Annotated in this window: 23 protein-coding genes; 14 read left to right on the top strand and 9 right to left on the bottom strand. The window is 64.8% G+C overall.

Going from position 1 to position 25,647, the window contains the following annotated elements; all coding sequences use genetic code 11:
* The first annotated feature begins 9 nt into the window (after positions 1-9).
* From OPIT5_30820 to OPIT5_30790, 7 genes are all read left to right on the top strand, one after another.
* A complete protein-coding gene (locus OPIT5_30820) occupies positions 10-1,488 on the top strand; it encodes an RND transporter (GenBank protein AHF93912.1) in 1,479 nt (492 codons plus the stop codon).
* Between the two features lie 77 nt (positions 1,489-1,565).
* Positions 1,566-2,888 carry an RND transporter gene (locus OPIT5_30815; protein ID AHF93911.1) on the top strand — a complete coding sequence of 441 codons (1,323 nt, stop codon included), beginning with the start codon at positions 1,566-1,568 and terminating at the stop codon, positions 2,886-2,888.
* Positions 2,889-2,896: 8 nt separating this feature from the next.
* On the top strand, positions 2,897-3,649 hold the full coding sequence (locus OPIT5_30810) for a macrolide ABC transporter ATP-binding protein (protein ID AHF93910.1): 753 nt from the start codon (positions 2,897-2,899) through the stop codon (positions 3,647-3,649).
* A gap of 43 nt (positions 3,650-3,692) precedes the next feature.
* Complete coding sequence (locus OPIT5_30805) at positions 3,693-4,913, top strand: multidrug ABC transporter substrate-binding protein (protein ID AHF93909.1); 1,221 nt, start codon at positions 3,693-3,695, stop codon at positions 4,911-4,913.
* 135 nt (positions 4,914-5,048) lie between these two features.
* Positions 5,049-5,621: a S23 ribosomal protein gene (locus tag OPIT5_30800; GenBank protein ID AHF93908.1), complete on the top strand. Its 573-nt coding sequence runs from the start codon at positions 5,049-5,051 to the stop codon at positions 5,619-5,621.
* Between the two features lie 50 nt (positions 5,622-5,671).
* Positions 5,672-6,328 carry a transcriptional regulator gene (locus OPIT5_30795; protein ID AHF93907.1) on the top strand — a complete coding sequence of 219 codons (657 nt, stop codon included), beginning with the start codon at positions 5,672-5,674 and terminating at the stop codon, positions 6,326-6,328.
* Positions 6,325-7,785 carry a histidine kinase gene (locus tag OPIT5_30790; GenBank protein AHF93906.1) on the top strand — a complete coding sequence of 487 codons (1,461 nt, stop codon included), beginning with the start codon at positions 6,325-6,327 and terminating at the stop codon, positions 7,783-7,785. Before OPIT5_30795 ends, OPIT5_30790 begins: the two co-directional genes overlap by 4 nt.
* Before the next feature lie 27 nt (positions 7,786-7,812).
* Here the strand turns inward: OPIT5_30790 and OPIT5_30785 are convergent, their stop codons facing one another.
* From OPIT5_30785 to OPIT5_30770, 4 genes are all read right to left on the bottom strand, one after another.
* Positions 7,813-9,405, bottom strand: coding sequence for a carbohydrate kinase (locus OPIT5_30785; protein AHF93905.1), 1,593 nt, complete (start codon positions 9,403-9,405; stop codon positions 7,813-7,815).
* Positions 9,406-9,555: 150 nt separating this feature from the next.
* Positions 9,556-10,845 (bottom strand): glutamate-1-semialdehyde aminotransferase, encoded by a 1,290-nt coding sequence (locus OPIT5_30780; GenBank protein AHF93904.1) that lies wholly within the window; start codon positions 10,843-10,845, stop codon positions 9,556-9,558.
* 53 nt (positions 10,846-10,898) lie between these two features.
* Positions 10,899-11,291 (bottom strand): hypothetical protein, encoded by a 393-nt coding sequence (locus tag OPIT5_30775; GenBank protein ID AHF93903.1) that lies wholly within the window; start codon positions 11,289-11,291, stop codon positions 10,899-10,901.
* A gap of 38 nt (positions 11,292-11,329) precedes the next feature.
* The gene (locus tag OPIT5_30770; protein AHF93902.1) at positions 11,330-13,078 is read right to left on the bottom strand and encodes an NAD synthetase; all 1,749 of its coding nucleotides are present in this window, start codon (positions 13,076-13,078) and stop codon (positions 11,330-11,332) included.
* Positions 13,079-13,304: 226 nt separating this feature from the next.
* Here OPIT5_30770 and OPIT5_30765 point away from each other — a divergent pair, with 226 nt between their 5' ends.
* A complete protein-coding gene (locus OPIT5_30765; GenBank protein AHF93901.1) occupies positions 13,305-13,898 on the top strand; it encodes a pyridoxamine 5'-phosphate oxidase in 594 nt (197 codons plus the stop codon).
* A 520-nt stretch (positions 13,899-14,418) separates the two neighbouring features.
* The gene (locus OPIT5_30760; GenBank protein ID AHF93900.1) at positions 14,419-15,279 is read left to right on the top strand and encodes a metallophosphoesterase; all 861 of its coding nucleotides are present in this window, start codon (positions 14,419-14,421) and stop codon (positions 15,277-15,279) included.
* On the opposite strand, the gene OPIT5_30755 is transcribed toward OPIT5_30760, so the two are convergent.
* Positions 15,276-16,799: a glycoside hydrolase gene (locus OPIT5_30755; protein ID AHF93899.1), complete on the bottom strand. Its 1,524-nt coding sequence runs from the start codon at positions 16,797-16,799 to the stop codon at positions 15,276-15,278. The genes OPIT5_30760 and OPIT5_30755 overlap by 4 nt on opposite strands.
* Positions 16,800-17,208: 409 nt before the next feature.
* Here OPIT5_30755 and OPIT5_30750 point away from each other — a divergent pair, with 409 nt between their 5' ends.
* Together OPIT5_30750 and OPIT5_30745 are read left to right on the top strand one after the other, a co-directional pair.
* Positions 17,209-17,520, top strand: a complete 312-nt coding sequence (locus tag OPIT5_30750; GenBank protein AHF93898.1) for a CopG family transcripitonal regulator — start codon at positions 17,209-17,211, stop codon at positions 17,518-17,520.
* A gap of 208 nt (positions 17,521-17,728) precedes the next feature.
* Positions 17,729-18,925, top strand: a complete 1,197-nt coding sequence (locus OPIT5_30745) for an aspartate aminotransferase (GenBank protein ID AHF93897.1) — start codon at positions 17,729-17,731, stop codon at positions 18,923-18,925.
* An 80-nt stretch (positions 18,926-19,005) separates the two neighbouring features.
* On the opposite strand, the gene OPIT5_30740 is transcribed toward OPIT5_30745, so the two are convergent.
* Positions 19,006-20,373, bottom strand: a complete 1,368-nt coding sequence (locus tag OPIT5_30740) for a sigma factor, ECF subfamily protein (protein AHF93896.1) — start codon at positions 20,371-20,373, stop codon at positions 19,006-19,008.
* Positions 20,374-20,386: 13 nt separating this feature from the next.
* Positions 20,387-20,896, bottom strand: a complete 510-nt coding sequence (locus OPIT5_30735) for a DGPFAETKE family protein (protein AHF93895.1) — start codon at positions 20,894-20,896, stop codon at positions 20,387-20,389.
* Between the two features lie 164 nt (positions 20,897-21,060).
* Here OPIT5_30735 and OPIT5_30730 point away from each other — a divergent pair, with 164 nt between their 5' ends.
* Both OPIT5_30730 and OPIT5_30725 read left to right on the top strand, forming a co-directional pair.
* A complete protein-coding gene (locus tag OPIT5_30730) occupies positions 21,061-21,420 on the top strand; it encodes an RNA signal recognition particle 4.5S RNA (GenBank protein AHF93894.1) in 360 nt (119 codons plus the stop codon).
* A gap of 70 nt (positions 21,421-21,490) precedes the next feature.
* A complete protein-coding gene (locus OPIT5_30725; GenBank protein ID AHF93893.1) occupies positions 21,491-21,901 on the top strand; it encodes a DoxX family protein in 411 nt (136 codons plus the stop codon).
* 294 nt (positions 21,902-22,195) lie between these two features.
* On the opposite strand, the gene OPIT5_30720 is transcribed toward OPIT5_30725, so the two are convergent.
* The gene (locus OPIT5_30720) at positions 22,196-22,984 is read right to left on the bottom strand and encodes an oxidoreductase (protein AHF93892.1); all 789 of its coding nucleotides are present in this window, start codon (positions 22,982-22,984) and stop codon (positions 22,196-22,198) included.
* A gap of 423 nt (positions 22,985-23,407) precedes the next feature.
* Here OPIT5_30720 and OPIT5_30715 point away from each other — a divergent pair, with 423 nt between their 5' ends.
* Positions 23,408-23,965 carry a flavin reductase gene (locus OPIT5_30715; GenBank protein ID AHF93891.1) on the top strand — a complete coding sequence of 186 codons (558 nt, stop codon included), beginning with the start codon at positions 23,408-23,410 and terminating at the stop codon, positions 23,963-23,965.
* A gap of 183 nt (positions 23,966-24,148) precedes the next feature.
* On the opposite strand, the gene OPIT5_30710 is transcribed toward OPIT5_30715, so the two are convergent.
* On the bottom strand, positions 24,149-25,645 hold the full coding sequence (locus OPIT5_30710) for a hypothetical protein (protein AHF93890.1): 1,497 nt from the start codon (positions 25,643-25,645) through the stop codon (positions 24,149-24,151).
* Positions 25,646-25,647: the final 2 nt, after the last annotated feature.

Genomic DNA, 25,647 nt, shown 5'->3' with positions numbered 1-25,647 from the left:
AATCCGACCATGACCGAAACCCGCCACCCGTCCGCCGCCTGCGTGCGCTACCTGCCTCCGCTCGCCGTCGCCGCGCTGCTTGGCCTCAGCTCCTGCGCGAGCACCGCTGACCGGCGCGACGCCGCCACGGCCTCCATCGCCGGCGCCGTCCCCGGCCAGTGGCAGCATGCCTCCGCCTCCCCGGCAGCCACCGGGACCCCGGCGGCTGCCCCGCTCGACACCAGCGCTCTCGTTGCCTGGTGGACCCGTTTCAACGATCCCGTTCTCGACCAGCTCGTCACCGAAGCGCTCAAGACCAGCCCCGACCTCCGCACCGCGCTTTCGAAGATCGAGGAATCCCGCGCCCGCCGCGGTGTCGAGAAGGCCAACCTCTTCCCGACGCTCTCCGGCAGCGTGTCAGGCCGGGAAGACTACAACCGCAACCACAACACCGGCACTTCCACCCGCGGAGACTCTTACGCCGCCGGCCTCGATGCGAGCTGGGAGATCGACCTCTTCGGCCGGCAACGGCGGACGCTCGATGCCGCCACCGCCGACCTCGCCCAGACGGAGGAAAACTACCATGCCGCCCGGGTCTCGCTCGCCGCCGAAGTGGCCGCCGTCTACGTCTCGCTCCGCTCGGCGGAAGAGCAACTGGCCGTCGTCGAGGAAACGCTCGCAACCCGCACCGAAACCACGCAGATCGCCCAGTGGCGCGAGCAGGCCGGCACCGGCTCCGCCCTCGATACACAACAGGCCATCAGCACGCTCGAACAGGCCCGCGCCGCTCTCCCTTCGCTTCGCCAGACGATTTCGCAAACCCGCAACCAGCTCGCCCTCCTTTCCGGCCTCGTCCCCGGCGCGCTCGACACGCTCCTCGCACAATCCCGGCCCGTGCCCGCCGTCCCGGCCGGTATCGCCATCGGCATCCCGGCCGACACGCTTCGCCAGCGCCCCGACGTGCGCGCCGCCGAGCGCGGGCTCGAAGCCGCCATCGCCCGCACCGGCGCCGCCGAGCGCCAGCGTCTCCCGTCGCTCAATCTCAGCGGTTCACTCGGTGTCGAGGCGTTGAAAGCCGGGCGCCTCTTCTCGCCCGACACCACCATCGGCAGCCTCATCGGCAGCCTGTCCGCTCCGCTCTTCGATGCCGGCAATATCCGCCAGCAGATCAGGATCCAGAGCGCCCTCGAGGAACAGGCCCTCATCGGCTACGAATCCACCGTGCTCACCGCGCTTTCCGAAGTGGAGGATGCGCTCGTCGCCGTGCAACGCACCGCGGAGCGCCTCGAAATTCTCGACAAGGCCACCGCTGCCGCGGCCGAAGCCGCCAGTCTCGCTGAGCTCCAGTACAAGGCCGGCACCGTCGATCTCGGCACCGTTCTCGACGCCCAGCGCACCCTGCTCGGCCTCCGCGAACAGCAGGTCAGCACCACAGCCGACCGGACCGCGGCGCACATCCAGCTCTACAAGTCCCTGGGCGGCGGCTGGGAACAAAATGCCGAAGGCTGAAACCGCATCGCCCTCCTCCGCTCCTCTGCAATTTCGCAACTCCGAACTCCGAATCCTGAACGCCAGACCCTTTCCCGATGTCCACTCCCGATCTCGCCACGCTCATCCGGCATAACGGCGCCGGCCAACGCTCCCGCCTCTCGCGCCTCCTCCGTCTGTTGCTGCCGGTCGCCCTCGTCCTGCTCGCGGTCGCCGCCTGGTTCTGGTGGAGCGCCCGGGCGCGCGCCGCCAGCCAGCCGCCGCCGTTCGTCACCGAAGTGCTCGCCCGCGGCGATATCCGTCTCACCGTCACCGCCACCGGCAACCTCGAACCCACCACCGAGATCACTGTCGGTAGTGAACTTTCCGGCACGACCCTGGAAGTGTATGTCGATACCAACGACCACGTGACCAAGGGCCAGCCGCTCGCCAAACTCGACACGACCAAACTCGCGCAGGAGACCGAGAGCAGCCGCGCCCAGCTCGCCTCCGCCCAGGCCAGCGTCGCCCAGGCCGAGGCCACGCTCAAGGAAGCGCAGGCCACGCTCGCCCGCCAGCAGGAGCTTCACCAGCTCAGCGGCGGCAAGGTGCCGTCCCGGCTCGAAATGGATACCGCCACCGCCACCACCGATCGCGCCAAGGCCGACCTCCTCGCCGCGCAGGCCTCCGTCAGCCAGGCTCGGGCGCAGGTGCTCATCAATGAAACCGACCTCGCCAAGGCCATCATCAAGTCTCCCATCGACGGCATCGTGCTTACCCGCGACCTCGAACCCGGCCAGACCGTCGCCGCCAGCTTCACCGCGCCGGAGCTCTTCGTCATCGCGGAAAAACTCGAGCACATGAAACTCAAGGTCGCCGTCGCCGAGGCCGACATCGGCCGCGTCGCCAACGGCCAGCCCTCGTCTTTCACCGTCGATGCCTGGCCCAACCGCTCCTACTCGGCCAACGTGATCAAGGTTTCGTACGGCTCCGCGGTCACCGACAATGTCGTCACCTACGAGACCGAGCTCGAAGTCGCCAACGACGATCTCAGCCTCCGCCCCGGCATGACGGCCACCGCCGACATCCACGTGGCCGAAGCCAAAAACGTTTACCTCGTACCGACGGCCGCCTTCCGTTTCACCCCGGCCACGTCGGCGGCAAGCGGCGCTTCGACCGCGCAAAAAAAATCCTTTGTCCAGAGCCTCATGCCCGGCCCGCCGCGCCGGCAGTCGTCCCGGCCTGCGGCCACCGGCGACGCATCGGCCGCCTCCTCCGGTCGGGTCAACGGCACCGCCCGCATCTGGGTCCTGCGCGATGGCCACCCCGTCCCCGTCCAGGTCAAGGTCGGCCTTACTGACGGACGTTACACCGAAGTCAGCGGTGACGACCTGGCCGACGGCCTCCCTGTCATTCTCCGCGCCAGCGCTCCGGCCTCATAATTGCTGCCATGTCCACGCCTCCGCTCATCGAACTGCGCCAGCTCACCAAGACCTACGGTCACGGCGAAGCCGCCTTCCAGGCGCTGCGCGGCATCGACCTGACGATTCACCAGGGCGAGTTCGTGGCGATCATGGGGCACAGCGGCTCCGGCAAATCCACGCTCATGAACACGCTCGGCTGCCTCGATACGCCCACCACCGGCAGCTACCTTTACGAAGGCATTCCGGTCGAGACGCTCGACGCCGACCAGCGTTCCCTGCTGCGCCGCCACGCCCTCGGTTTTGTCTTCCAGGGTTTCAACCTGCTCGCCCGCACCAGCGCCCTCGAAAACGTGGAGCTGCCGCTGCTCTACCGCGGCCTCTCGCGCCGCGAGCGCCACGAAAAGGCCCTCGCCGCGCTCACCTCGGTCGGTCTCCCGACCAAGGTTCGCAACACCCCCGCCGAACTCTCCGGCGGACAACAGCAGCGCGTCGCCATCGCCCGCGCCATCGTCACCGAGCCGAGCACGCTTTTTGCCGACGAGCCGACCGGCAACCTCGACACCGCCACCACGCACGAAATCATGAACCTGCTCGTCCAGCTCAACACCGGACGCGGCATCACCATCATCATGGTCACGCACGAGGACGACGTCGCCGCCTATGCCAAACGCGTCGTCCGCATCCAGGACGGCCTGGTCTCGGAAGACCGGACCCGGACGCCCGCGGAAAGGGCCGCCTCGTCCGCCACGGTCCACCCTTCCCGCTCCGCCGACCGCTGATTCCCGCACTGCCGTCACTTCCCGTTTTCCGCCCATGTTCCTGATGCTTCTGAACGCTCTTCACATCGCCCTGCGCGAGATCCGCCGCAACCTCACGCGCGCGTTTCTCACCGTGCTCGGCATCATCATCGGCGTGGCTGCGGTCATCACGATGGTGACGCTCGGGCAGGGCACCACGCAGGCGGTGAAAAACCAGATTTCCAGCCTCGGCAGCAACCTGCTCATGCTGCGGCCCGGTTTCGGGTTCGGTCCGCGCGCCTCCTCCGCCGGCGTGCCCAATTTCACTGTGGACGATGCCACCGCCATCATCGAGCAGGTGCCCGGCATCGCCGCCATTGCGCCCGTGGGCAATTCCTCGCTCAGCACCATCTACCTCCAGAACGCCCGCTCCACCACCGTCACCGGCACCACGGTCGATTATTTCCAGATCAACAAGTGGAACCTCGCCGACGGACGTTTTTTCAACGAACTCGAAGAACGCTCCGGCGCCGCCGTCTGCGTGATCGGCAACACGGTCAAAAAGGAACTCTTCGACACCGTCGGCGAATCCCCGATCGGGGCGAAGATCCGCATCGGCAAGGCGTCCTGCGAAATCATCGGCGTCCTCGCCGCCAAGGGGCAGGTCGGCATGGGCGACCAGGACGACACCATCGTCGTGCCGCTTTCCACGCTCCAGCGCCGGCTGGTCGGCCGCACCTCGTCGCGCGACATCCGCCAGATCAGCATCTCCGCCGAGGACAACGCCAACAGCGACACGCTGATTGCGGACATCACCTCGCTCATGCGCCAGCGCCGCAATCTCCAGAGCAACCAGGACAACAATTTTAATGTTTTCGACACCCGCCAGATTGCCGAGACGCTCAGCAGCTCCACCCGCATGATGACCATGCTCCTCGCTGCCGTGGCCGGGGTGTCGCTCCTGGTCGGGGGCATCGGTATCATGAACATCATGCTCGTCAGCGTCACCGAACGTACCCGCGAGATCGGCATCCGCCTGGCGATCGGCGCGCGGGCCCGCGAGGTGTTGCTGCAATTTCTCGTCGAGGCGATCACGCTCTCCTGCATCGGCGGCCTGGTCGGCATCCTCTTCGCGCTCGGCCTTTGCTACGGCCTCGGCGCGATCATCAATGTGCCGGTCACGTGGAACCTGCAGATCAACCTCATCGCCTTTATCTTTTCGGCGGCGGTGGGCGTGCTTTTCGGCTTCACTCCCGCCCGCCGCGCCGCCGCCCTCGACCCCATCGACGCCCTGCGGCACGAGTGAAGGAGGAGGGTATGGGAGCTATGAGAGAAATGGGAGCCATGGGAGCTATGGGAAAATCGGAAATTGTGAGCCGGTTCATAACTCCCATAACTCCCATCTCTCTCATATCTCTCATCCCTCCTCTCCCCCCTCGCCATGTCATCCGAACCCGAAGGCTTCCTCCCTCGCCACGGCGACTACACCCGGCTCCTCTCGTTCCAGAAAGCCGAAATCGTCTACGGCATCACCTACCGGTTTTGCCACAAATACTTCGCCAAAAGCGACCGCACCATCGACCAGATGGTGCAGGCGGCACGCTCCGGAAAGAAAAACCTGCTCGAAGGGAGCAAGGCGGCCGTCACCTCCAAAGAAACCGAAATCAAGCTCACCAATGTCGCCCGTGCCAGCCTCGAAGAACTTCTCGATGACTACCGCGATTACCTCAATACGCGCGATCTCCCTGTCTGGGACAAAAACTCCCGCGAGGCCCTCTATGTCCGCAAACTCGGGAGACGCACCCCGCAGACCTGGGATCTCTACCGCCCCTTTGTGGAAACCCGTCCGGCTGCGACCCTCGCCAACATCGCCATCTGTCTCATCCACCAGACCAACTACCTCATCGACCGCCAGCTCCGCTACCTCGAAAAAGATTTCCTCAAAAACGGCGGTCTCCGCGAACGCATGACCCGCGCCCGCCTCGATCACCGCTCCCGCCCCCCGAAACCATAACTCCCCTGTCTCCCATACCTCCCCTATCTCCCATCCCCTTCCGTCCTCCCATGCGCCTCCTCGTCATCGAAGATGATCCCGTGCTCCTCCGCAGCCTGGCCGCCACGCTGCGCGAGGAAAACTACGCCGTCGACACCGCCGCCGACGGCGAGGACGGGCTCTTCAAGGCCCGCGAAACCGTCTACGATGCCATCGTCCTCGACGTCATGCTCCCGCGCCTCGACGGCTGGGGCGTGCTCGCCGCCCTCCGGCCCGCCTGCCGCACGCCCGTCCTCATGCTCACCGCCCGCGACACCGTGCCCGACCGCATCAAGGGCCTCGACCACGGCGCCGACGACTACCTGACAAAACCCTTCGACATCGACGAACTCCTCGCCCGCCTGCGCGCCCTCATCCGCCGCTCCGCCGGACAGACTCACCCGATCCTCCGTATCGGCCCGCTCGCCATCGACACCGCCGCCCGGCGCGTCGCGCTCGGCGCCGCCGACATCCCGCTCACCGCCCGCGAGTATTCGCTTGTCGAATACCTCGCGCTCCACCGCGGCGAAGTGGTCAGCCGCGCCACGCTCTACGAACACCTCTTCGACGAGGACGACGACACGCTCTCCAATCTCCTCGACGTCCACGTCTCCAACCTCCGCAAGAAACTCGGCGCCGACCTGGACCTGATCAAAACCCGCCGCGGCCACGGCTACCTCATCGAATGACGCTCCCTCTCCGCTTTCTTCATTCCATCCGCTGGCGCGTGCAGGCCTGGCACGGGCTGATCCTGCTTTTCGCCATCGCGGCCTTTTGCTTCACCGCCCACCGGCTTGCCTGGAACAACCACCTCCGCCGCATCGATGCCGTGCTGGTCGAGAACGAAAAAAAACTCGTCCGGGGAATCTTCGAACTCGCGAGCCCGTCCGACCTCGCCGAACGCCCTCCTCCGGACGTGCTCTTCACCACGCTCGCCCGCGAGGGCCGCCTGACGGTCCCGCCTTCCCTCGCGGCCGTCTACGAAGACACGTCTCCCGGGTATTACTGGTTCAGTTTCCGCGAAGGCGGGGAAAACGGAAAAACCCTTCTCCCGTCGCCCAATCTTCCCGGCGATGTCGTCTTGCCGCCCGATCCGGGCGAAACCGACGCCGAGGAACTGCACACCGAAAAACATCGCCGCATCGTCCATCACCGGTTTCGCAACGGCCTGCTGCTCACCTTCGGGCGCGACCTCACGCCCGATCTCGACGACAGCCGCCGTTTCGCGTGGTCGCTCGCCGGCTGCGGACTCGCCGTCTGGCTGCTCGGCCTGCTCGGCGGCTGGTGGCTGGCCGGCCGCGCCATCCGGCCCATCGAGGCCATCAGCCGCACCGCCAGCCGGATCGCCGAAGGCAATCTCTCCGAGCGTATCAATGTAACCGATACGGATAACGAGCTCGACCAGCTCGGCCGCGTGCTCAACGAGACCTTCGACCGCCTCGCCGCCACCTTCGAGCGCCAGCGCCGTTTCACGGCGGATGCCTCCCACGAACTGCGCACGCCTGTCACGATCCTCCTCTCCGAAACCCAGCGCATCCTCAAACGCGACCGCACGCCGGCAGAATACCGCGAGGCCCTGCAAACCTGCGGCGAGACGGCCACCCGGATGCGCCGCCTCATCGAGGCGCTGCTCCTCCTCGCCCGCCAGGAGACCGCCAGCGCCGGCGGAGCGCATGCCCACCATGAGCCCTGCGATCTCGCCGCGATCCTCGACGAGGCCGCCGCGCACCTCGCCCCGCTTGCCGCCGACCGGGGCATCACCTTTCACGCCGACCTGCAGCCGGCGCAATGCCGGGGCGACCCGGCGGCGCTCTCGATCCTCGTGACCAACCTCCTGACCAACGCCCTCCAGCACCACCACGCCACCGGCGGCGGCCACGTCCATCTCCGCAGCGGGACGCGCGACGGCGAGGCGGTCATCATGATCCGGGACGACGGCCCCGGCATCCCGGCCGAAGACCTGCCGCACATCTTCGAGCGCTTTTACCGGGCGGACAAGGCGCGCACCGGCGGCGACCCGGCGGCGCATGCCGGCCTCGGCCTGGCGATCGTGAAAACCATCGTGACCAACCACGGCGGCACGATCGACGTGCAGAGCGAACCCGGTGCCGGCGCCTGTTTCGAGGTGCGCCTGCCTCGTCCGTAGGGGCGCACTTCACAGTGAAGCGCACCTCTACGCCGTTTCCCGCAACACCGGCCCCAGATACTCCGTCAACTCCGTGGTGCGCACCGCGACGGCGCCGCGTGCGCGCGCGAGGGCATCGGCGGCGGCTCCGTGCCAGGCGACGCCGCGGCAGGCGGCGCCGGCCGGATCGTCCGGCGTCTGCGCCAGCAGGCCGCCGGTGAGCCCGGCGAGAATGTCACCGCTGCCGCCTCGCGCCAGCACCGGGCCGCCGGCCAGGCTGTGGTAACGGTGTCCTCCGGTTTCAACTACAGTCACCGGTCCCTTGCGGACGAGGATGGAGTGGGCGGCGGGAATCTGTTTTTCGATCCGGGGAAGTTCGCCCGCGTGGGGCGTGAGAATGCGCGGCGCCTTGCCGGCGCTCACGATCTGCGGTTGCAGCGCATCGGCGTCGATCACGAGCGGCACGGTGGCGAGTTTCACGATTTCGGCGGCAAGGGTGAGCGTTTCCGGCTCGCGCCCGAGGCCGGGGCCGATGACGAGCGAGGAGGTCCGCGTGAGCCGTTCGCGGATCAGGTGCAGGCCTTCCAGGGCGAGCCCGCCGTCCGGCGTTTCCGGCCAGGCGACCCACATGGCTTCGGGCAACTGCGCGGCAAAGGCCGGGATCAGCGATTCCGGAGCGAGCACCGTGACGAGTCCGGCGCCGCTGCGCACGGCCGCGGTGGCCGCCATGAAGATGGCGCCGGGAAACGCCCGCGAACCACCGACCAGCAGGACGTGGCCGAAGCTGCGTTTGTCCGAATGCGGCGAACGCCACCGGCGCAGCGGATCGAGCACCGCGGGCACGAGCACGCGGTCACGGGTGTCGTCGGTCGCGGTGGCATGGGCCTCCTGCCCGATTGGCAGAAAAAGTGGCACGGGCTGGAAGCCCGTGCCACGGTCGAAGAAACCGAGATCGAGGTAGCGCACGCGTCCGGCATTGGCATTGCCCGGCGGGAGCAGGGGCGTTTTCACACTGCCGGTGGCATAGGTGAAATCGGCGCGGAATGCGTCGGAGGCATCGAGCCCGCTCGGCAGATCGACGGCCACGCGCAGGCGGACGGGCAAGGCGTTGACGGCGGCGAACACGCGCGCGGCCTCCGCGGGCAGGGGGGGGCGGAACTGAAAGCCGAAGACGCCGTCGAGGACGAGATCGTATGCGGTTCCGGATACCGCCGTAGCGTCGCCGCCGGCGGGCAGGTCCGGGGCGCGGATCATCCGCACGCGACCCGGGGCGGCCTGGGCCGTCGGGTTGGTCAGGTTTGTCAGTAAAAGCTCGCGCCAGGCGCGCACGGCGAGGGGGCGCAGCGTGCGTTCGCCGAACACGAACAGCACATCCGCGGAGCCGCCCGCCGGCGAGGTGACGAGGAGGTGCCGGGCGGCGATGAGCGCATCGCCGGCATTGTGTCCCTTGCCGGCGAGCACGAGCAGGCGGGGAGCGGCGGGAAACGGACCGGCTTCGGCAAAATCACGCCGCGCACTCTCTGCGACCGCGATGCCGGCCCGCTGCATGGCGGACCACTCGCGTTCCTCGTCGCCGGCAAAAAACGCGGCTTCGAATGCCTTCGCTGCTTGGCAGGAAAGAATCGGGTGAGACGGGATCATGGACGCACAGGCAACAGGAAAATCGTCCGCGAGGCGAGCGCGGGGCGAGCAATTTTCGATTTTCGATTCTCGATTGATGGAGCTACCGCTCCGCCTGTGAATCCGGCGTGGCAGCGCCCAATTGAAAATCGAGAATCAAGAATCGAAAATTCACAGCTCCCGGATCGCCGCGGAGAGGACCTCGCAGGCGCGGTCGATGGCGGAGCCCTCGTGGGCGGTGCTGAGGAAACCGGCTTCGTACGCGCTGGGCGCGAGATAGACGCCGCCGGCGAGGCAGGCATGAAAAAAGCGCGCGAAGCGTTTCGCATCGCCCTTGAGGGCGGTGGCGTAATCGCGGACCGGCGTATCGGTAAAAAAGATACTGAACATGGATCCGCATTGCGGCACCTGCACGGGGATGCCCTTGGCGCGGGCGGCGGCGAGGACGGCGCCCCGGAGCCGGCGGCCGAGGGCGTCGAGGCCCGCATAGGGATCGAGTTCGCGGAGGAGACGGAGCGAGGCGATGCCGGCCGCCATGGCGAGCGGGTTGCCGCTGAGGGTGCCGGCCTGGTAGACGGGTCCGTCGGGCGCGAGGTGATCCATGATGTCGGCGCGGCCGCCGATGGCGCCGACAGGAAGGCCCCCGCCGATGATTTTTCCCAAGGTGGTGAGGTCGGGGGTGATCGATTCGCGTTCCTGCACGCCGCCGGGGGCGATGCGGAAGCCGGTCATGACCTCGTCGAAAATGAGCACGGCGCCGTGGCGGGCGGTGAGGTTGCGGAGGAAGGCGAGGTAGCCGGGGTCGGGCATGATAAAGCCGACGTTGCCGCAAAAGGGTTCGATGATGACGCCGGCGATTTGTTGCGGATTGGCGGCGAAGGCGGCTTCGAGCGCGTCGCGGTCGTTGTACGGCAGGACGACGGTTTCCCGGGCAAAGGAGGCGGGGACGCCGGCGCTGTCGGGATTGCCGTGGGTGAGCGCGCCGGAGCCGGCCTTGATGAGGAGCGAGTCGGAATGGCCGTGGTAGCAGCCGGAGAACTTGATGATCTTGTCGCGCCGGGTGAAGCCGCGGGCGAGCCGGATGGCCGTCATGGTGGCTTCGGTGCCGCTGTTGCACATGCGGACTTTTTCGATGGAGGGGAAAAAGCGGACGATGAGCTCGGCCATCTCGACCTCGTACGGGTTGGGCGTGCCGAAGGAGGTGCCGTGCCCGAGCGCGGCGGCGATGGCATCGCGGATCACGGGATGGTTGTGCCCGTGGATGGCGGGCCCCCAGGTGCAGACGAAGTCGACGAGTTCGCGATCGTCGGCGGTGACGAGCGTGGCGCCGCGCGCGGCCTTGACGAAAAACGGCGCGCCGCCGACCGAGCGGAAGGCGCGGACGGGCGAGTTGACGCCGCCGGGAATGAGCTTTTTCGCCCGGGCGAAGAGGTCGGTGGAAACAGGATCGGTGGATGGCATTTTTTAACCACTAATGGACACTTATGGACACTAATGATGAGCGGGCTGGAGAATCAGTTGACGAGGCGTTTCCATTCGAGGCGCGGAAAGGAACAAAAGTTGACGAGATAACCGACGCGCTTGCGCGTGGCTTTCAGGTAGTTGATGAGCTGGGCGTCGTGTTCGGGAAGGAGTTTTTTGACCGCCTTGAGTTCGACAAGGATTTCTCCAATGATGATCAGGTCGGCCTCGTAGTATTTTTTGAGCGGACGGTTTTTGTAGTAGAGCTGGAGTCGAGGTTTGGAAATGAAGGGGATACCCCGATCGGTGAGTTCCATCTCGAGGCTTTCCTGATAAACCTCTTCAAGAAAACCGGCCCCCATCGTGTTGTGCACCTCAAAGCACGCTGCCATGAAGTTGTAACCTTCTTCCTGATACAGTTCCGTTGTTCGGCTATTAGTGTCCATCAGTGTGCATTAGTGGTTTTTACCGGATTTGAAAATCCTCAGCTCACGTATTTCTGGACGAGGGGGATGCGGCGGCCGACGCCGAAGGCGAGCGGGGTGATCTTCAGGCCGGGGGCGGCCTGCTTGCGCTTGTATTCGTTGAGATCGACCTTGCGGACCACGTCGTTGACCACGGCGGCATCGAAACCGCGCGCGACCAGTTCGGCGCGCGACAGGCCTTCCTCCACATAACCGTGAAGGATGGCGTCGAGGATGTCGTACGGCGGGAGGCTGTCCTGATCAACCTGGCCGGGGCGGAGCTCGGCGCTGGGCGGCTTGCTGATCGTGTTGGGCGGGATGATCTCGCGGTCGCGGTTGATCCACCGGCAAAGGGCATAGACCTGCGTCTTGAAAACGTCGCTGATCACGGCGAGGCCGCCGCACATGTCGCCGTAAAGTGTGCAGTAGCCGACCGCGATCTCGCTCTTGTTGCCGGTGGTGAGGAGGAGCGCGCCGAGCTTGTTGGAGAGCGCCATCATGAGGACGCCGCGGAGGCGCGCCTGGATGTTTTCCTCGGCCACGTCGCGCGGCAATCCGGCGAACACCGGAGCGAGCGCGGCTTCGGTGGCGGCCACGGGCCCGGCAATGGAGAGCGACTCGAAACGGATGCCGAGATTGCGGGCGAGCGCCGCGGCATCGTCACGGGAATGTTGCGAGGAAATCGCGGAGGGGAGCGCGATGCCCGTGACATTGTCCACCCCGAACGCCTCGACGGCGAGCACCGCCACGAGCGCCGAGTCGATGCCGCCGGACAGGGCAATGAGGGCGCGCCGGAAACCGCTCTTGCCGGCGTAATCGCGCAGGCCGAGCACCAGGGCGTCGTGGATGTCGGCAAGCTCTTCGCCGGAATGCGGGGGAGGAGGGGGAGGGAGGGGCGGGGCGGGTTCCGGCCGCTCGCGGGCGGCGGACGTGACTGGAGCCGGAGGGCGGGTTCCGGCGGAGGCTGCCGCTGCCGCGGGGAGGCGCGGAGCGGCCCCGCCTGCTTTCGGGATTTCGACCACGCGCAGCTCCTCGCGAAAGGCGGAGAGCGTGGCAAGGAGGTTGCCGCCGGCATCGACGGCGAGGCTGCGGCCGTCGAAAACGAGTTCGTCGTTCCCGCCGATGGCATTGCAATAGACGACCGGGGCGCGGAGGGCGCGGGCGGTGTTGGCGACGAGTTGCTCGCGCGTGCTCGCCTTCTCCTGCTGCCAGGGGCTGGCGGAGAGGTTGAGCATGAGGTCGGGTTTTTGGGACGAAAGGAGCATCACCGGGTCGATCCGGTAGAGCGGACGGGTGCGCAGCGCGGGGTGCGTCCAGATGTCTTCGCAGATGGTGACGCCGATGCGGTGGCCGGCGTGGTCGATGACGAGCGGCGCGGTGGCGGGTTCGAAATAACGGTCTTCGTCAAAGACGTCGTAGGTGGGGAGCAGGCACTTGTGGGCGGTGTGGAGGATTTTTCCGTGCTGGCAGAAGGCGGCGGCGTTGAGGAAGGGCCGGCCATGGGGCGCAGGGTTGCGGGTGACGGTGCCGATGAGGGCGGGCACCTCGCGGATGGCGGCGGCGATGGCGGCCAGACTTTCCCCGGTGTCGGGGACGAAGCGGCTTTTGAAAAGCAGGTCGCGGGGAGGATAGCCGCAGACCACGAGTTCGGGATAGACGACGAGTTCCGCCCCCTGCTCGACGAGAGTGGCGTAGGTGTCGAGGATCTTGCGGCGGTTGCCGGCGAGATCGCCGACCGTGGTGTTGAGCTGGGCAATGCCGATGCGCATGGAGGCGTAGGTGGCGGGTGGATTGTACGGTGTGTGACGGATGCAACGTGAGCATCGGCGGGAAGGAATGTCCAATGCGGAAGCGGAGACCGGAAAAGGACAACCGGAACGGCCCGCGGATTCTCGCGTCGGTATTCGCAAGCATCATGCAGATTTTGCGGTTCGGCGTGTCACTGCGCAGATATTGGCAACGCATGCGGAGCAGCGATTTGGAATAAGCTCCAGAATATCCTCTAATATGAAGAATCCTCTGGATACATTTCACGACTGGCTGGACGACGCGGCGCGTCGCGGCGTGCATGAGCCCAATGCGATGGCCCTGGCGACGGTCGATCCCGACGGCAAGCCATCGGTGCGGATGGTGTTGCTGAAAGAGGCCAGCGAGAGCGGGTTTGTTTTCTACACCAATCTGGAGAGCCCGAAGGTGTGCGCGCTCAGGGCCAATCCGCATGCGGCGTTGTGTTTTTACTGGAATCCTCCGGGGCGCCAGGTGCGGATCGAGGGCGTGGTGGAGCCGATTGCGGCGAGCGAGGCGGATGCGTATTTCGCGTCGCGGCCCTACCTGAGCCGGATCGGAGCGTGGGCGTCGCGCCAGTCGCAGCCGTTAAAAACGCCGGCGGAGCTGGAGCGGGCCGTGGCGGCGACAATGATCAAGTATCCGCGCGGCCGGGTGCCGCGTCCGCCGCACTGGTCGGGCTTCCGGCTCGTCCCGGCGATGATCGAATTGTGGACGGAAAAACCCTTCCGCATGCACGATCGCACCCGCTATGAGCGCTCCGCGAATGGCAGGGGCTGGCAGTCGGTGGGACTTTTCCCGTGATGGATTTGTACCGATACTGATGAACATTTATGAAAAACCGGGCGCACAAACATGATTTTGATCGTTGCGTTGTAACGCGGGGAACGAAAAGCTCGTCCCTGTGAAAACGGCTATGTTTTCCGGTAAAAAATCTTCCATGGCATCACGGGCAGCGAAAGGGTCTACCACATCGTTTTTCCGGCTGCCCCGTTTGCGCAAGGCCTGGTGCGTGGCGCTTCTGGGGGGAGTCCTGATTGCATGGGGCTCGCACCGTTATGGCGGGGATTTTCTGTGGCTGCATGATTATGCCGAATCGGCGGTTCCTCACCTGGCTGCTCCGGGAGGCGAATCGCAAACGGAGCGCAGGTACGAGCCGGCCCGCCCTGCGGCGTCCGGTCACCGGCAGAAGCCGGGCGAGCATTCGGGCATGCCCTGAGAGGGCGTGCGGGCGCAGGACGGATACAGGAGTGGCAGCGTTGCTGCCGTGGCACCGGCGTATTTTTGCCTTCCGTAATGCGGGAGGAGGCCGCTGATTGAGGGCATGCGAGTCGTCGTCATTGCGGATATTCACGGGAACCTTGCGGCCCTCGAGGCCGCGCTGGCGGAAATCTCGCGGCTGCATCCCGACCGGCTGGTGGTGGCGGGCGACGTCGTCGATGGCGGTCCGGATTCGGCCGCCTGCTGGGAGCGCGTCCGGGGTCTGGGTTGCCCGGTGTTGCGAGGAAACCATGAACGCTACGTTTTCGATTTCGGCACGGAGCGCGCGGCGCCGGAGTGGGCAAAACCGCAGTTTGGTCCGCTGCACTTCGCGCGGGCGGAGCTTTCCGCGCAGCAGATGCGCGAGATGGCGGCGTTGCCGACGGTGTGGCGCGATCCGGAGGCGCCCGGCCTGGTCGTCGTGCATGCGTCGGAGCGGGGGGACCACGATTCGGTTTTCCACTACACGCCGGACGAACTGGTGGAAGCGATGTTCCCGACGATGCGGGAGAGCCTGATCGTGCGCGGGCACAATCACCAGTGCATGCTGCGCGAGTGGCGGCACGGCCGGATCGTGACGACCGGCGCGACCGGCATGCCGCAGGACGGCAACCTGGCGGCGCAATTTGTCGTTCTGGAACGACTACGCAGTGACGCGGCGGCGGGCGGAGCGGGGGGATGGCGGGTGCGGCACCGCGCGGTGCGTTACGAGGTGGAGGCGACGCTGCGGCGGTTTCGCGAGACGGGGTATCTGGAAAAAACGGGACCCCTCGGACGCCTGTTTTACCGCGAGGTCGCCACGGCCACGCATCAGGTGGTGCCGTTCCTGCGGTTCTGGGGCGTGGTGTCGAAGGCAAACCCCGACCTGTCGCTGGAGGCGGCGGTCGGGGAATTCCTGCGAGGGCAGGGGAGCGGCGGCGTTTAGCGGTAGCCGGGGAGGAAATCCTTTTCGGCCCGGAACATCTCCAGCGTCATCGCCTTGATTTCGGCCGGCGTGAGGATGGCGGCGGTGAGCGGATCGAGCATCAGGGCATGGATCGCTTTCTCGATGCTGCGGTCGATGGCGGCCTGGGCTCCGAGATCGAACATGCTCATATTGCTCGCGCACACGGCGGCCAGGTGCGCGGGGAGCGCGCCGTAGCGGGTCGGGTTGATGCCGTTGCCGTCGATCATGCAGGCGACCTCGACGCAGCCATCGGCCGGGAGGTTGGTGATGAGTTGCCCCGCGCCCTTGTGGTTGTTCATGACGTTGCCGTGAATGCGGAAGGGCACGTCTTTCTCGCGGGCCTCGATGATCCACGAGGCGTATTCCCAGGAGCGTTTCCAGTCGATGGATTCGGTGCCGGCGAGCATGGCCATGCGGGAGGCGTCGGCGGCCTTGCGCCAGTCGGGCCAGTTGGTGGCGTAAAAACGCGACCCGCCGTCGTAACGCTGGCGGAGCAGGGCGCGGCCGGCGTCGCTCTTGCGATAGTAGGGCAGGTACTCGGACAGATGACCGGAGCTTTCCGTGATGAATGCGCCGAAGTGCAGGCACATGTCCTTGCGGACGAGATCGGCGGCCTCGTAGCCCTTTTCGGTCTTGCCGCGGTCGAGATCGGAGCTGTCGTGCGAAGCCTTGCCGGCCTGGCGCTCGCGTTCGGCGGCAGCGAGATCGGCGGTGAATTTTTTGTAAAGGCGGCTGGTGTAGAGGTTGGCGCCGCGGTGCTCGAGCCGGGTGAACCAGGCCAGGTGATTGATGCCGGCGCATTCCCAGTCCATTTCCTCGTAGGGAATGTCCGCATACCGGGCGAGAAGGTGGCTGGTGCCCTGCACGGAGTGGCAGAGGCCGACGACCGGCATCGATGACACGCGGCCGGCGGCCAGGCACATCATGGCCATCGGATTGGTGTAGTTGAGGACGAGAGCCCGGGGGCAGAGCCGTTCGCAATCGCGGAGCACGTCGAGCCAGACGGGAATCGTGCGCAGGGACTTGAAGAGGCCGCCCGGGCCGATGGTGTCGCCGATGCACTGGTCGATGCCGTATTTGAGCGGGATATCGTTGTCGTGGACAACGCAGGCGGTGCCGCTGACTTCGATGCAGTTGACCACGTAATCCGAGTCCTTGAGCACCCTGGCGCGATCGGGCGACGAGATGACGCGCCACCCTTTCGCTCCGGCTCTGGAGCCGGCGCCGAGCTGCGCGATGAGCTTATCGAGGAGCCGGTGCATCGTGCGCAGCCGCTTCGTGTCGATATCGACCAGCGCGACGACGCCGCCCTGGTTGCCGGGAATGCGGAGCACGTCATTGACAAGGCGGGGCGTGAAGCCCGAGCCGGCGCCGAGCATGGTGATCTTGATCGGGCGCCGGATCGCGCCGGCGAGCCCGTTCGCGGCGGCGTCCTGGGTATGGGCAGCGTGGCCGCTGAGCTTCGTCCTGGCGGTTTTGGTAACTGTTTTCGTAGCCATCGGGAATAATGTGACAGGTGTGGGTTGCGCTCCGGGATGGAGCGGCCTTCATCCTGCCGGATGCTGACCGCACGGCGCAGTGCCGAAGTTTGATAATCGATGTGCATTTTGTGATTTTTTATCCGGGATAAAGGATGGCTTCGCGCCTTTTGCGCCGATGGCGCCGCCAAGGTAGGGGAAAAACGGTTACGACGGGCGGGAAAAAGGCTGCGGGAGGGGATTTTCCGGGAAATTGCCGGTGGTTGGCCATAATTTTTAGTATACGGAAGTCATTGATATGCCGATACCATGCGGCAAAAGAAATGACCAAGGGTGAAATTTGGTGTTGCCCCTGCATCCGAAGGGTCAATACGTGGAACCCTTCGTATCCGGTTATACTTACAACATCAACTCAACCACATCTCTCCATATGGCTAAAAAAACTGCATCCGCTCCTGTTCCTCTGACCTTCGATCTGCCTGCCTCCCTGCTCAAGAAAATCGAGCAGCACCGCAAGCAACTCGGCCTCGCTTCCACCAGTGAAGTCGTCCGTCACGCGATCGCCGAGTACGATCTCACCCGCTTCGAGGCTTCCGTCGAGGAGCGCCGCCAGATCTCCGTGCGTCTTGACCCCAAGGCCAAGACCGCGCTCGCCCGCGCTGCGAAGAAACAAAAGGCCAGCATCGGCGACGTCATCCGCGCCGCCGTCGAGAGCCTGCCGACCAAAAAAGGCAGGCGCTGACCGGCTCCGCGCCCGCCGCGGATCCTCCTCGCGTGTTTCTTGCCCCGATTCCTTGCGTTTCGGGGCAAGTCGCGCTTATTCCATCGCACATGCCCGATCAGGCGAAACCCTTCGCCTCCGGTTCCGGCTGGTCTGATCGCGCGCCACTTCCGGTAAATCGAATCCTCTGTTTCTGTCCGCTACGCCTGCCTGTCCGTTTTCCATCTCCATGAGTAGTCCCGCGCCTGCGCCGCTCTCCACCTGGTCTCTCAACATCGCGCCTTCGCCGACCCTTGCCGTCGATGCCAAGGCCAAGGCCCTTCTCGCCGCCGGCGAGGACGTTTGCGGTTTCGCCGCCGGCGAACCCGACTTCGATACGCCGGAGCACATCAAGGAGGCCGCGATCGCCGCGCTCAAGGCCGGCAAGACCAAGTACGCGCCCACTCCCGGCATCCAGCCCCTCCGCGAGGCCATCGCCGAGGACTACTCCACCCGCCTCGGTCTCAAGACCGCGCCCGCCCAGGTCATCGTCTCGCCGGGCGGCAAGTTTTCCTGCTACCTTTCCATTCTCGCCGTGTGTTCACCCGGCGACGAGGTGATCATCCCCGCGCCCTACTGGGTCAGCTATCCCGAGATGGTGAAGCTTGCCGGGGCCACCCCGAAATTCGTTCTCGCCGACGACACCACCGGCTTCCGTCTCACGCCCGCGCAGCTCGAGGCCGCGATCACGCCGAAGACGAAGCTCCTCATCCTCAATTCCCCGTCCAACCCGACCGGCGCCGTCTACACCCGCGCCGAACTCGAGGCCATTGTCGAGGTCGCGCTCCGGCACAACCTCTACATCCTGTCGGACGAGATCTACGAGCACCTGCTCTACGACGGAGCGAAGCACGTTTCGCCCGCCACCTTTTCGGCCGAGGCCGCCGCGCGCACGATCATCGTCTCCGGTTTCTCGAAAACCTATTCGATGACCGGCTGGCGTCTCGGCACCACGGTCGCGCCCGCGCCCGTCGCCAAGGCGGTCGCCGAGATCCAGAGCCAGACGAGCTCCAATGCCACGACCTTCGCCCAGTATGGCGCCCTCGCCGCGCTCAAGGAGAAGGACAAGACGAAGGCCGCGCTCGACGCGATGCTCGTGGCTTTCGACCGCCGTCGCAGATTCCTCCATGCCGAGCTCAACAAGATCCCCGGCGTGACGTGTCTGCTCGCCCAGGGCGCGTTTTACCTGTTTCCGAACATCTCCAGCTTCGGGCTCGGTTCGGCCGAGTTTTGCGACAAGCTGCTCGAGCAGCAAAAAGTCGCCGCCGTCTTCGGCAGTGCTTTCGGCGCCGAGGGGTACCTCCGCCTCAGCTACGCGACGAGCGACGAGATCATCAAAAAGGGCGTGGAGCGCCTCGCGGCGTTTTGTACGACGCTGAAGAAATAACCTGCCGCGCCGTTTCCGGCGCGTCAGGCTGGCATTTTCCGACCGCAGGGGCGCCCGCCGCCTCTGCGGTTTTTTGTTTTTCACTCCGCTGTCCGGTTCACCCGTTCCAGCAGGCGCGAGAGGAAAACCTGTTCGGGCTCCACGCGGGCGAGTTGCAGCGCGCGGCGAAAACTCGCGGCGGCGGCACGGTGGTCCTGCAATCGCCAATACAACTCACCCGTGACCGCGTGCAGCAGATAATGCGCTTCGAGCCGGTCGCGCTGCGGGATCGCCGTGATGGCGTCGAGCCCGGCCCGGGGCCCGCGCACGTGTGCGACTGCCACGGCGCGGTTGAGCGCGACGACAGGCGAGGGTTTTATCCGGTAGAGTTCGTCGTAGTGACTCAGGATGCGCGCCCAGTCCGTGGACGCGTGATCAGCCGCCGTGCAGTGGATCGCGGCAATGCCGGCTTGCAGGTGGTACTCGCCGAGTTCGTTGCCCTGCGCGGCTTCGGCGAGATGGATCAGGCCGCGTTCGATGAGCGGCTGGTTCCACCGGGAGCGATCCTGGTCGTCGAGACGCAGGAGCGTGCCGTGTTCATCCAGGCGCGAGGGGAACCGCGCCGCAGTCAGCAGCATGAGTGCGAGCAGGGCGTGGCTGCGGGGTGTCCGGCCCGCGGGATGGGCGACGAGGAGCGACGTCAGGCGCACCGCCTCCTGGCAAAGATCCTCGCGCAGCAGCCGTTCGCCGGACGAGGCCTTGTGGCCTTCGTTGAAGAGCAGGTAAAGCGCGCCGAGCACGCCGTCGAGCCTCGGGGCGAGATCTTCGCCTTCGGGGATTTCGAAGCCGATGCCGGCCTCGCGGATGCGTTGTTTGGTCCGCCCGAGCTGTTTCTCGATGGCCGCCTCGCTGGCGAAAAACGCCTGCGCGATCTCCGCCGTGCTGAAGCCGCACAACACCTTGAGCGCGAGCACGACCTGCGCATCGGGTGCGATCGACGGATGGCAGCAGACGAACATCAGCCGCAGCGCGTCATCGCGGATTTCGTATCCGGCCTCGCCGGCGAGGGCCGCGGCGGGGGAGGGAGGCGCGGCGTGGAGCTGGTCGAAATGCGTGACGAGCGCCGGTTCCTTGGCGGCGGACATCTGCCGGTGGCGCAGCGCGTCGCGCGCGAGGTTCATCGCCACGCGGGTGATCCAGGCCGAGGGATTGGGCGGCACGCCGCCCATCGACCACGCGCGCAGCGCGCGGAGGAGGGCTTCCTGCGCGACGTCTTCGGCGAGCGCGATGTTTTCCACGCCGAACCGCCGGATCAGCGCGCCGTGCAGCCGCCCCGCCTCGTGACGGAAAAAATGCTCCACCAGTTGTCCGGGCGCCGCCGGGGCGGGGGCGGGCGCGCCGGTCTCGATGTCATGTTCGACCGGCGGGACGCCGGCTGCGGCGTCCTGTTCTGCGTCGGAGGGCGGCACGGGGATGGCGGGATCAGGCCGGCACGGGTTGGCCGGAGGCGACCGCGATCGTGTCGTGGCCGGCGGTGACGCCGAGGTGACAGGTGGCCGTCATGGAGCGCACCTCGATTTGCATTCCGTATTCGAGGGCCGGATGCTGGCGGGCGATCTCGACGGCTTCGTCCACATCGCGGACCAGCAGTTTGACGTAGCCGCCGATCGCTTCCTTGGTCTCGGGAAAGGGGCCGTCCACCACGCGGCCCCCGCCGGGACGCCCGGAGACGAGGCGGATTTCCGTCTCCAGCGGCTGACCTTCGACGGCCTTGCCTTGCGCGACCAGCCGGTCGTACCACGCATTCCAGCGGGCGACGAGTTGCTGGCGTTGATCCGGCGACAGGTGCTGGTAGTTTTCCGGGCCGGTATTGCGGAAAAACAAGAGGTACGGAGAGGAGTCGGGAACAGGTGTGGTTTTCATGAGATGGAGGATGGCAGATGGTTGTCCGTCCGGGGCCGCCGGCTTTTGCCGGCTCCGGTGGGCATACATCACAACGAACGAGGGATCGCCCGCCGGACAACCGGGGGCGGAAATTTCTTTCGGAGCGAGTTGTCCGGATGCCGCCGGTTCGTTCGTTGTACTTCTTGAACGGACAACAAATCCGTTCCTCCACCCGCATCTGTTCACCCGACTCAAATCAGGAGATTAATACCATGGCTCATTATGTAGACGGATTCGTCATTCCGGTCCCGAAAAAAAACATCGCCGCCTACCGCCGCATGGCCCGCCTGGGCGGCAAACTCTGGCGCGAGCACGGCGCGCTCGACTACAAGGAGTGCGTCGTTGACGACGCCGACGTGAAATTCGGCCTTCCGTTTCCCCGGCTGGCGAAAACCAGGGCGGACGAGACCGTGGTGTTTTCCTGGATCACCTTCAAGTCGCGCGCCCACCGTGATCGGGTGAACGCCAGGGTCATGAAGGACCCGCGCCTCAAGTGCCCCGACCCGAAAGCCATGCCCTTCGACTGCAAGCGCATGGCTTACGGCGGATTCAAGGTAATCGTATCCGCATGATAATGACGCAAGGCCGTGTCGTGTCCCACCGGATATCCTTTGCGTCGATCAAAGAACCCCTGAACCAATCATGAAAAAATCACTGACCCGCCATCTTCCGACGGTCGCCCGGGTCCTGCTGGGCCTGCCGCTTCTGGTCTTCGGGCTGAACCTGTTTCTGAACTTCATCCCGCAACCCGAGACGCCCATGCCGGAGGGCGCCGTGGCATTTGCCGGCGCGCTGGTGAACAGCGGCTACATGATGCCGCTGATCGGCGTCACCCAGCTGATCGTCGGCGTCTTGCTGTTGACCAACCGTTTCGTGCCTCTGGCCCTCGCGTTGTTCGCTCCCTTCATCGTCAACAGCATCGCCTTCCACCTGTTTCTTGAACGTTCCGGGCTTCCTGTTGCCGCCGTTTTCCTGGCACTGGAACTGTATCTGGCGTGGTGCTACCGCAACAGCTACCGCCCGATGCTTGCCGCCCGCGCGACACCGGCCTGAGCCGCTCCTGCCGAAACGGCGTTTTATTTCAATCATAAGCTCTTCTGCATTTATCAGGGAAATCCGGATACAGAAGATTGAACAGAAGGTAACGAAGGGAACGAAGATTCGCTGGAGGCCGACCGGGGATTGAGCGGAAGAATCATTTTCTGTTTTGAAAAAGGTTCCGGATACAGGACGGAGCACGGAAACCGGAACATCTTCGTTCCCTTCGTTACCTTCTGTTCAAATCTTTATCAGCAAAAGTTCTGAAAATGCAGGACAGGACGAGGTTGGAAGGCCAGCGCTCCTTTGTCAGAACACGCTGCGCACCAGGCCGCCGTCCACGCGCAGGGCCGCGCCATTGATACCGGAGGCGAGCGGGCTGCTGACGAAGGCGACGAAATTCGCGATCTCCTTCGGGTCGAGCAGCCGTTCGATGAGCGAGGTGGGACGGTTTTCGCGCATGAAGCGGCGTCCGGCTTCTTCCAGCGAAAGGCCGGGGAAAAGCTCCTGGACAAACTTCGCCACACCGTCCGTCAGGGTGGAGCCGGGCATGATCGTGTTGACCGTCACCTGCGTGCCTTTCGTCAGCTCGGCGAGGCTGCGCGAGAGGGCGAGTTGCATCGTCTTGGTCGCGCCGTAGTGCGGCATTTCGGGCGAAGGGCTGATGGCGGATTCGCTCGAGATAAAAAGGATGCGCCCGGTTTTCTTTTCGAGCATCCGCTTCAGGTAATGCCGGGCGAGGCGGACGCCGCTGAGAATGTTGACTTCGAACAGCCGGAACCAGTCGGCATCGGTTTCGTCGAAGAAACCGACGGGTTCGTAAATGCCGAGGTTGTTGACGAGGATGTCCACGTCGGGGAATTGCGCGATGCTCTGCTCCGTGCCGGCGGCGGTGCCGTTGTCGGAGGCGAGGGCTTCGAGCCGGGCGTCCGGAATGTCGGCGCGGATGGAGGCGATGCCCGCCTCGACGCTGGCCACGGAGCGGCCGTTGATGATGACGCGGGCGCCTTCGCGGGCGAGCGCGCGGGCGATTTCGAGGCCGATGCCGCCGGAGGAGGCGGTGACGAGAGCGAGACGGTTTTCGAGCTGGAGATTCATAGGTGGGCGATGGCCTCAGTTTCGCCAAATTGGCGCCATTCGCAACCGTCCTGGCAGGAGCTAACCCCGGATGTTTCGGTGATCTTTGCGGATCGGGCCCGGAATGGCAGAGCGGCAACCGAAGAGAGGGAGACCGCTAAAGCGGTTCAAATAAAGCCGCAGCCGTTTTTTTAACCACGGATTTCACGGATGACTTTGGATTTCACGGATGGTCAAGAAATAATCAAGATGCCATATACCAATGCATTATCTGTGTAATCCGGTTTTTTATCCGTGATATCCGTGGTTCTGTTTTCAGGATCCTGTACGGCTACAATTTTTTAAAAAATGCGCTAACGATCGCTAACGGACGCTAAAAACCGGACAATCGGAAAAATCCGGTCTAGCGTCCGTTAGCGACCTTTAGCGGTTTATTCAAAAATCATGAGAACGTACCGAAAAAAAGACTACCCGTTATCCGAAATCCGCCGCTACCTCGAGCCCGGCCCCATCGTGCTCGTGAGTTCGGCGTGGAAGGGGAAAACCAATATCATGACGATGGGCTGGCACCTGATGATGGCATTCACCCCGGCGCGGGTCGGCTGCTACATCTGGGACGAAAACCACAGTTTCGAAATGATCCGCCGGAGCCGGGAATGCGTGATCAACATCCCGACCACCGACCTCATCAACGAGGCGGTGGGCATCGGCAACTGTTCGGGGGCGGAAGTGGACAAGTTCAAAAAATTCGGTCTCACGCCGGTGCCGGGCGAAAAGGTGGGAGCGCCCCTGATCCGGGAATGTTACGCGAATTTCGAGTGCCGGCTGGCCGACGCCACGCAGATTTCGCGAAACGGCCTTTTTATCTGGGAGGTGGTGAAAGCCCATGTCGCCGTGTCGCCGAAGTATCCGGAAACCTTTCACTACCGGGGGGACGGCGTATTCATGATCTCGGGACGTTCGATCAGTTTGAGAAAAAAATTCAAGCCGCAGAACCTGTGAGGCCGCAGCATACCCGGGGAGAGGCGGTCGTCGCGAATCCGCAAGCCTGCGTCCGTGGTTTGCCGATGGCGGACCCGGGCCCGGGGCCTCATCCTTGCGCAAGGATGAGGGTGACGGGTACGGCTATCCAGAATACTGTCCAGAGCCGGTTGCGATGGCGGAGGAGGAAGGATCGCAGGCGGGTTATGGATGGAGGGGAGCCGGTTCCTGATCGGCAGGAGCGGCCGGCGCGGCGAAAACGAGGTCGAGAATCAGGTCGCGTTTTTCGGGTTTTTGGCCGGCACGGGTGACGTCGAGGTTGTTTTCACCAACTGACCAGAGAGCGTGAAATTCGCGCGAATAACGTATCGGTTTTCCATCGGCATGGTCGCGGGGAACCGCAGAGAGGTAATCGGGGACGAGGGCGTCGAGGGTGGCGGGCAGCGTGTTGTCGTGTTCGAGGGCGTAAAGGCGGAGCGCCAGAAAGGCTTCGGTGCCCGAAAAGGCGGTTTCGTGGCGGACGCCGGACTGGAGGATTTTGGGCCAGGTGGGAGTGACGATCGCCAAGAGTATTTTGCCCACGAAGTTTTCGGGGTTGGGCAGGCGGGGATACCTGAGACTGTTGGCAATGCCTGAGGAGGTGATCGCTGTGCTGTCTTTGCCAATGAGTTGGATGACTTCACGGAGGTTTTCCGTGTAGAGGCGGGTGGTTTTGTTGGGTTTGAGCGTGAGCCGGAGTTTTCCCATGACGGCCAAACGCCGATGGGCGCCTTGGGGGCCACCGGTTTCCGGAGACAACTTGTAGAGCCCTTTGCGGTCGCGGAGGACTTCATCCAGACAAAGCCGGAAAAAGTTCAGCTCGAGGCGGAATGTACGTCGTGTATTTTCAGGATTAATACGCGATGCGCGGACGGTGGCAATGGCGAAACGGAGGTCTTCGCCGGAAAGGGGCTGGGTGACGGCGAGGCGTCGGGTGGCGTCGAGCGCGACTGTCTTGATGGCAAGGCCGGTGAGGTAGTGAATCAGGCTGGTGCTGCTGTTTTCGATGATGGTCCCGACTGCAAAAACGTCCCGAAGCGTTTGTACGGCCTGATGGGTGTCGCCACGCCGGGCTTCGCCAATGGCGCGGATGATCATGTATTGGGCGAGGAAACGGACTTGGCCGATTTCCGGGATGAAAGAATCCAGCTTGGTCGGCCACGGTCCTTGGGCATCGGGGGCGGCGAGGGCGGCGGCGACTTGCGGCCAGAGGTTGCAGGCTTCGGCGTGGGCGAGGAGCTCGGCGTGCAGGGCGTCATCGCGGAGCGTGCCTGTGGCGAGGGCATGGATGTCGTTTTTGCGGGTTTGGAGGAGGGGGGTCTGCGCGGCGGCGGCGGCTTGGGCGAGGAGGGAGTAGGCGTTTTGTTCGTCGGGAATTTTTGGTGGGCGGGGAATTTCGATCTCAGTGAGATCGGGTGGCGGTTCGTCGCGGGCCTGGCGCAGATAGAGGCCGGCGAGGAGGGCCTTGAGAACGAGGAAGGTGAGAACGAGCGCGGTCAGGCGGTGGTGGCGCCGGAAACAGGATGGCCCGGCGGGAGAGGGGAGGGGGGGAGGGGCGCCGGTGGTGTTTGCATTCACTGCCCCGGAATGAAACTGAACGCGTAGCGGTGTGTCGAGTTTTGCGAAAAAGGGAGACTGGTGCGCCGCTTGTTCGAGGGACATGC

It is taken from the genome of Opitutaceae bacterium TAV5 (genome assembly GCA_000242935.3).
Taxonomy (GTDB): domain Bacteria; phylum Verrucomicrobiota; class Verrucomicrobiia; order Opitutales; family Opitutaceae; genus Geminisphaera.
This window is presented reverse-complemented; position numbering and strand designations above follow the sequence as displayed.

Bases quoted from the DNA above. Each gene is read 5' to 3' on its own strand.
- OPIT5_30820 (AHF93912.1), top strand. From the start codon at position 10: ATGACCGAAACCCGCCACCCGTCCGCCGCCTGCGTGCGCTACCTGCCT.
- OPIT5_30785 (AHF93905.1), bottom strand. From the start codon at position 9,405: ATGATCCCGTCTCACCCGATTCTTTCCTGCCAAGCAGCGAAGGCATTC.
- OPIT5_30730 (AHF93894.1), top strand. From the start codon at position 21,061: ATGGCTCATTATGTAGACGGATTCGTCATTCCGGTCCCGAAAAAAAAC.
- OPIT5_30770 (AHF93902.1), bottom strand. From the start codon at position 13,078: ATGCGCATCGGCATTGCCCAGCTCAACACCACGGTCGGCGATCTCGCC.
- OPIT5_30735 (AHF93895.1), bottom strand. From the start codon at position 20,896: ATGTATGCCCACCGGAGCCGGCAAAAGCCGGCGGCCCCGGACGGACAA.
- OPIT5_30775 (AHF93903.1), bottom strand. From the start codon at position 11,291: ATGGACACTAATAGCCGAACAACGGAACTGTATCAGGAAGAAGGTTAC.
- OPIT5_30710 (AHF93890.1), bottom strand. From the start codon at position 25,645: ATGTCCCTCGAACAAGCGGCGCACCAGTCTCCCTTTTTCGCAAAACTC.
- OPIT5_30720 (AHF93892.1), bottom strand. From the start codon at position 22,984: ATGAATCTCCAGCTCGAAAACCGTCTCGCTCTCGTCACCGCCTCCTCC.
- OPIT5_30815 (AHF93911.1), top strand. From the start codon at position 1,566: ATGTCCACTCCCGATCTCGCCACGCTCATCCGGCATAACGGCGCCGGC.
- OPIT5_30745 (AHF93897.1), top strand. From the start codon at position 17,729: ATGAGTAGTCCCGCGCCTGCGCCGCTCTCCACCTGGTCTCTCAACATC.
- OPIT5_30755 (AHF93899.1), bottom strand. From the start codon at position 16,799: ATGGCTACGAAAACAGTTACCAAAACCGCCAGGACGAAGCTCAGCGGC.
- OPIT5_30795 (AHF93907.1), top strand. From the start codon at position 5,672: ATGCGCCTCCTCGTCATCGAAGATGATCCCGTGCTCCTCCGCAGCCTG.
- OPIT5_30800 (AHF93908.1), top strand. From the start codon at position 5,049: ATGTCATCCGAACCCGAAGGCTTCCTCCCTCGCCACGGCGACTACACC.
- OPIT5_30715 (AHF93891.1), top strand. From the start codon at position 23,408: ATGAGAACGTACCGAAAAAAAGACTACCCGTTATCCGAAATCCGCCGC.
- OPIT5_30760 (AHF93900.1), top strand. From the start codon at position 14,419: ATGCGAGTCGTCGTCATTGCGGATATTCACGGGAACCTTGCGGCCCTC.
- OPIT5_30780 (AHF93904.1), bottom strand. From the start codon at position 10,845: ATGCCATCCACCGATCCTGTTTCCACCGACCTCTTCGCCCGGGCGAAA.
- OPIT5_30810 (AHF93910.1), top strand. From the start codon at position 2,897: ATGTCCACGCCTCCGCTCATCGAACTGCGCCAGCTCACCAAGACCTAC.
- OPIT5_30725 (AHF93893.1), top strand. From the start codon at position 21,491: ATGAAAAAATCACTGACCCGCCATCTTCCGACGGTCGCCCGGGTCCTG.
- OPIT5_30790 (AHF93906.1), top strand. From the start codon at position 6,325: ATGACGCTCCCTCTCCGCTTTCTTCATTCCATCCGCTGGCGCGTGCAG.
- OPIT5_30750 (AHF93898.1), top strand. From the start codon at position 17,209: ATGGCTAAAAAAACTGCATCCGCTCCTGTTCCTCTGACCTTCGATCTG.
- OPIT5_30805 (AHF93909.1), top strand. From the start codon at position 3,693: ATGCTTCTGAACGCTCTTCACATCGCCCTGCGCGAGATCCGCCGCAAC.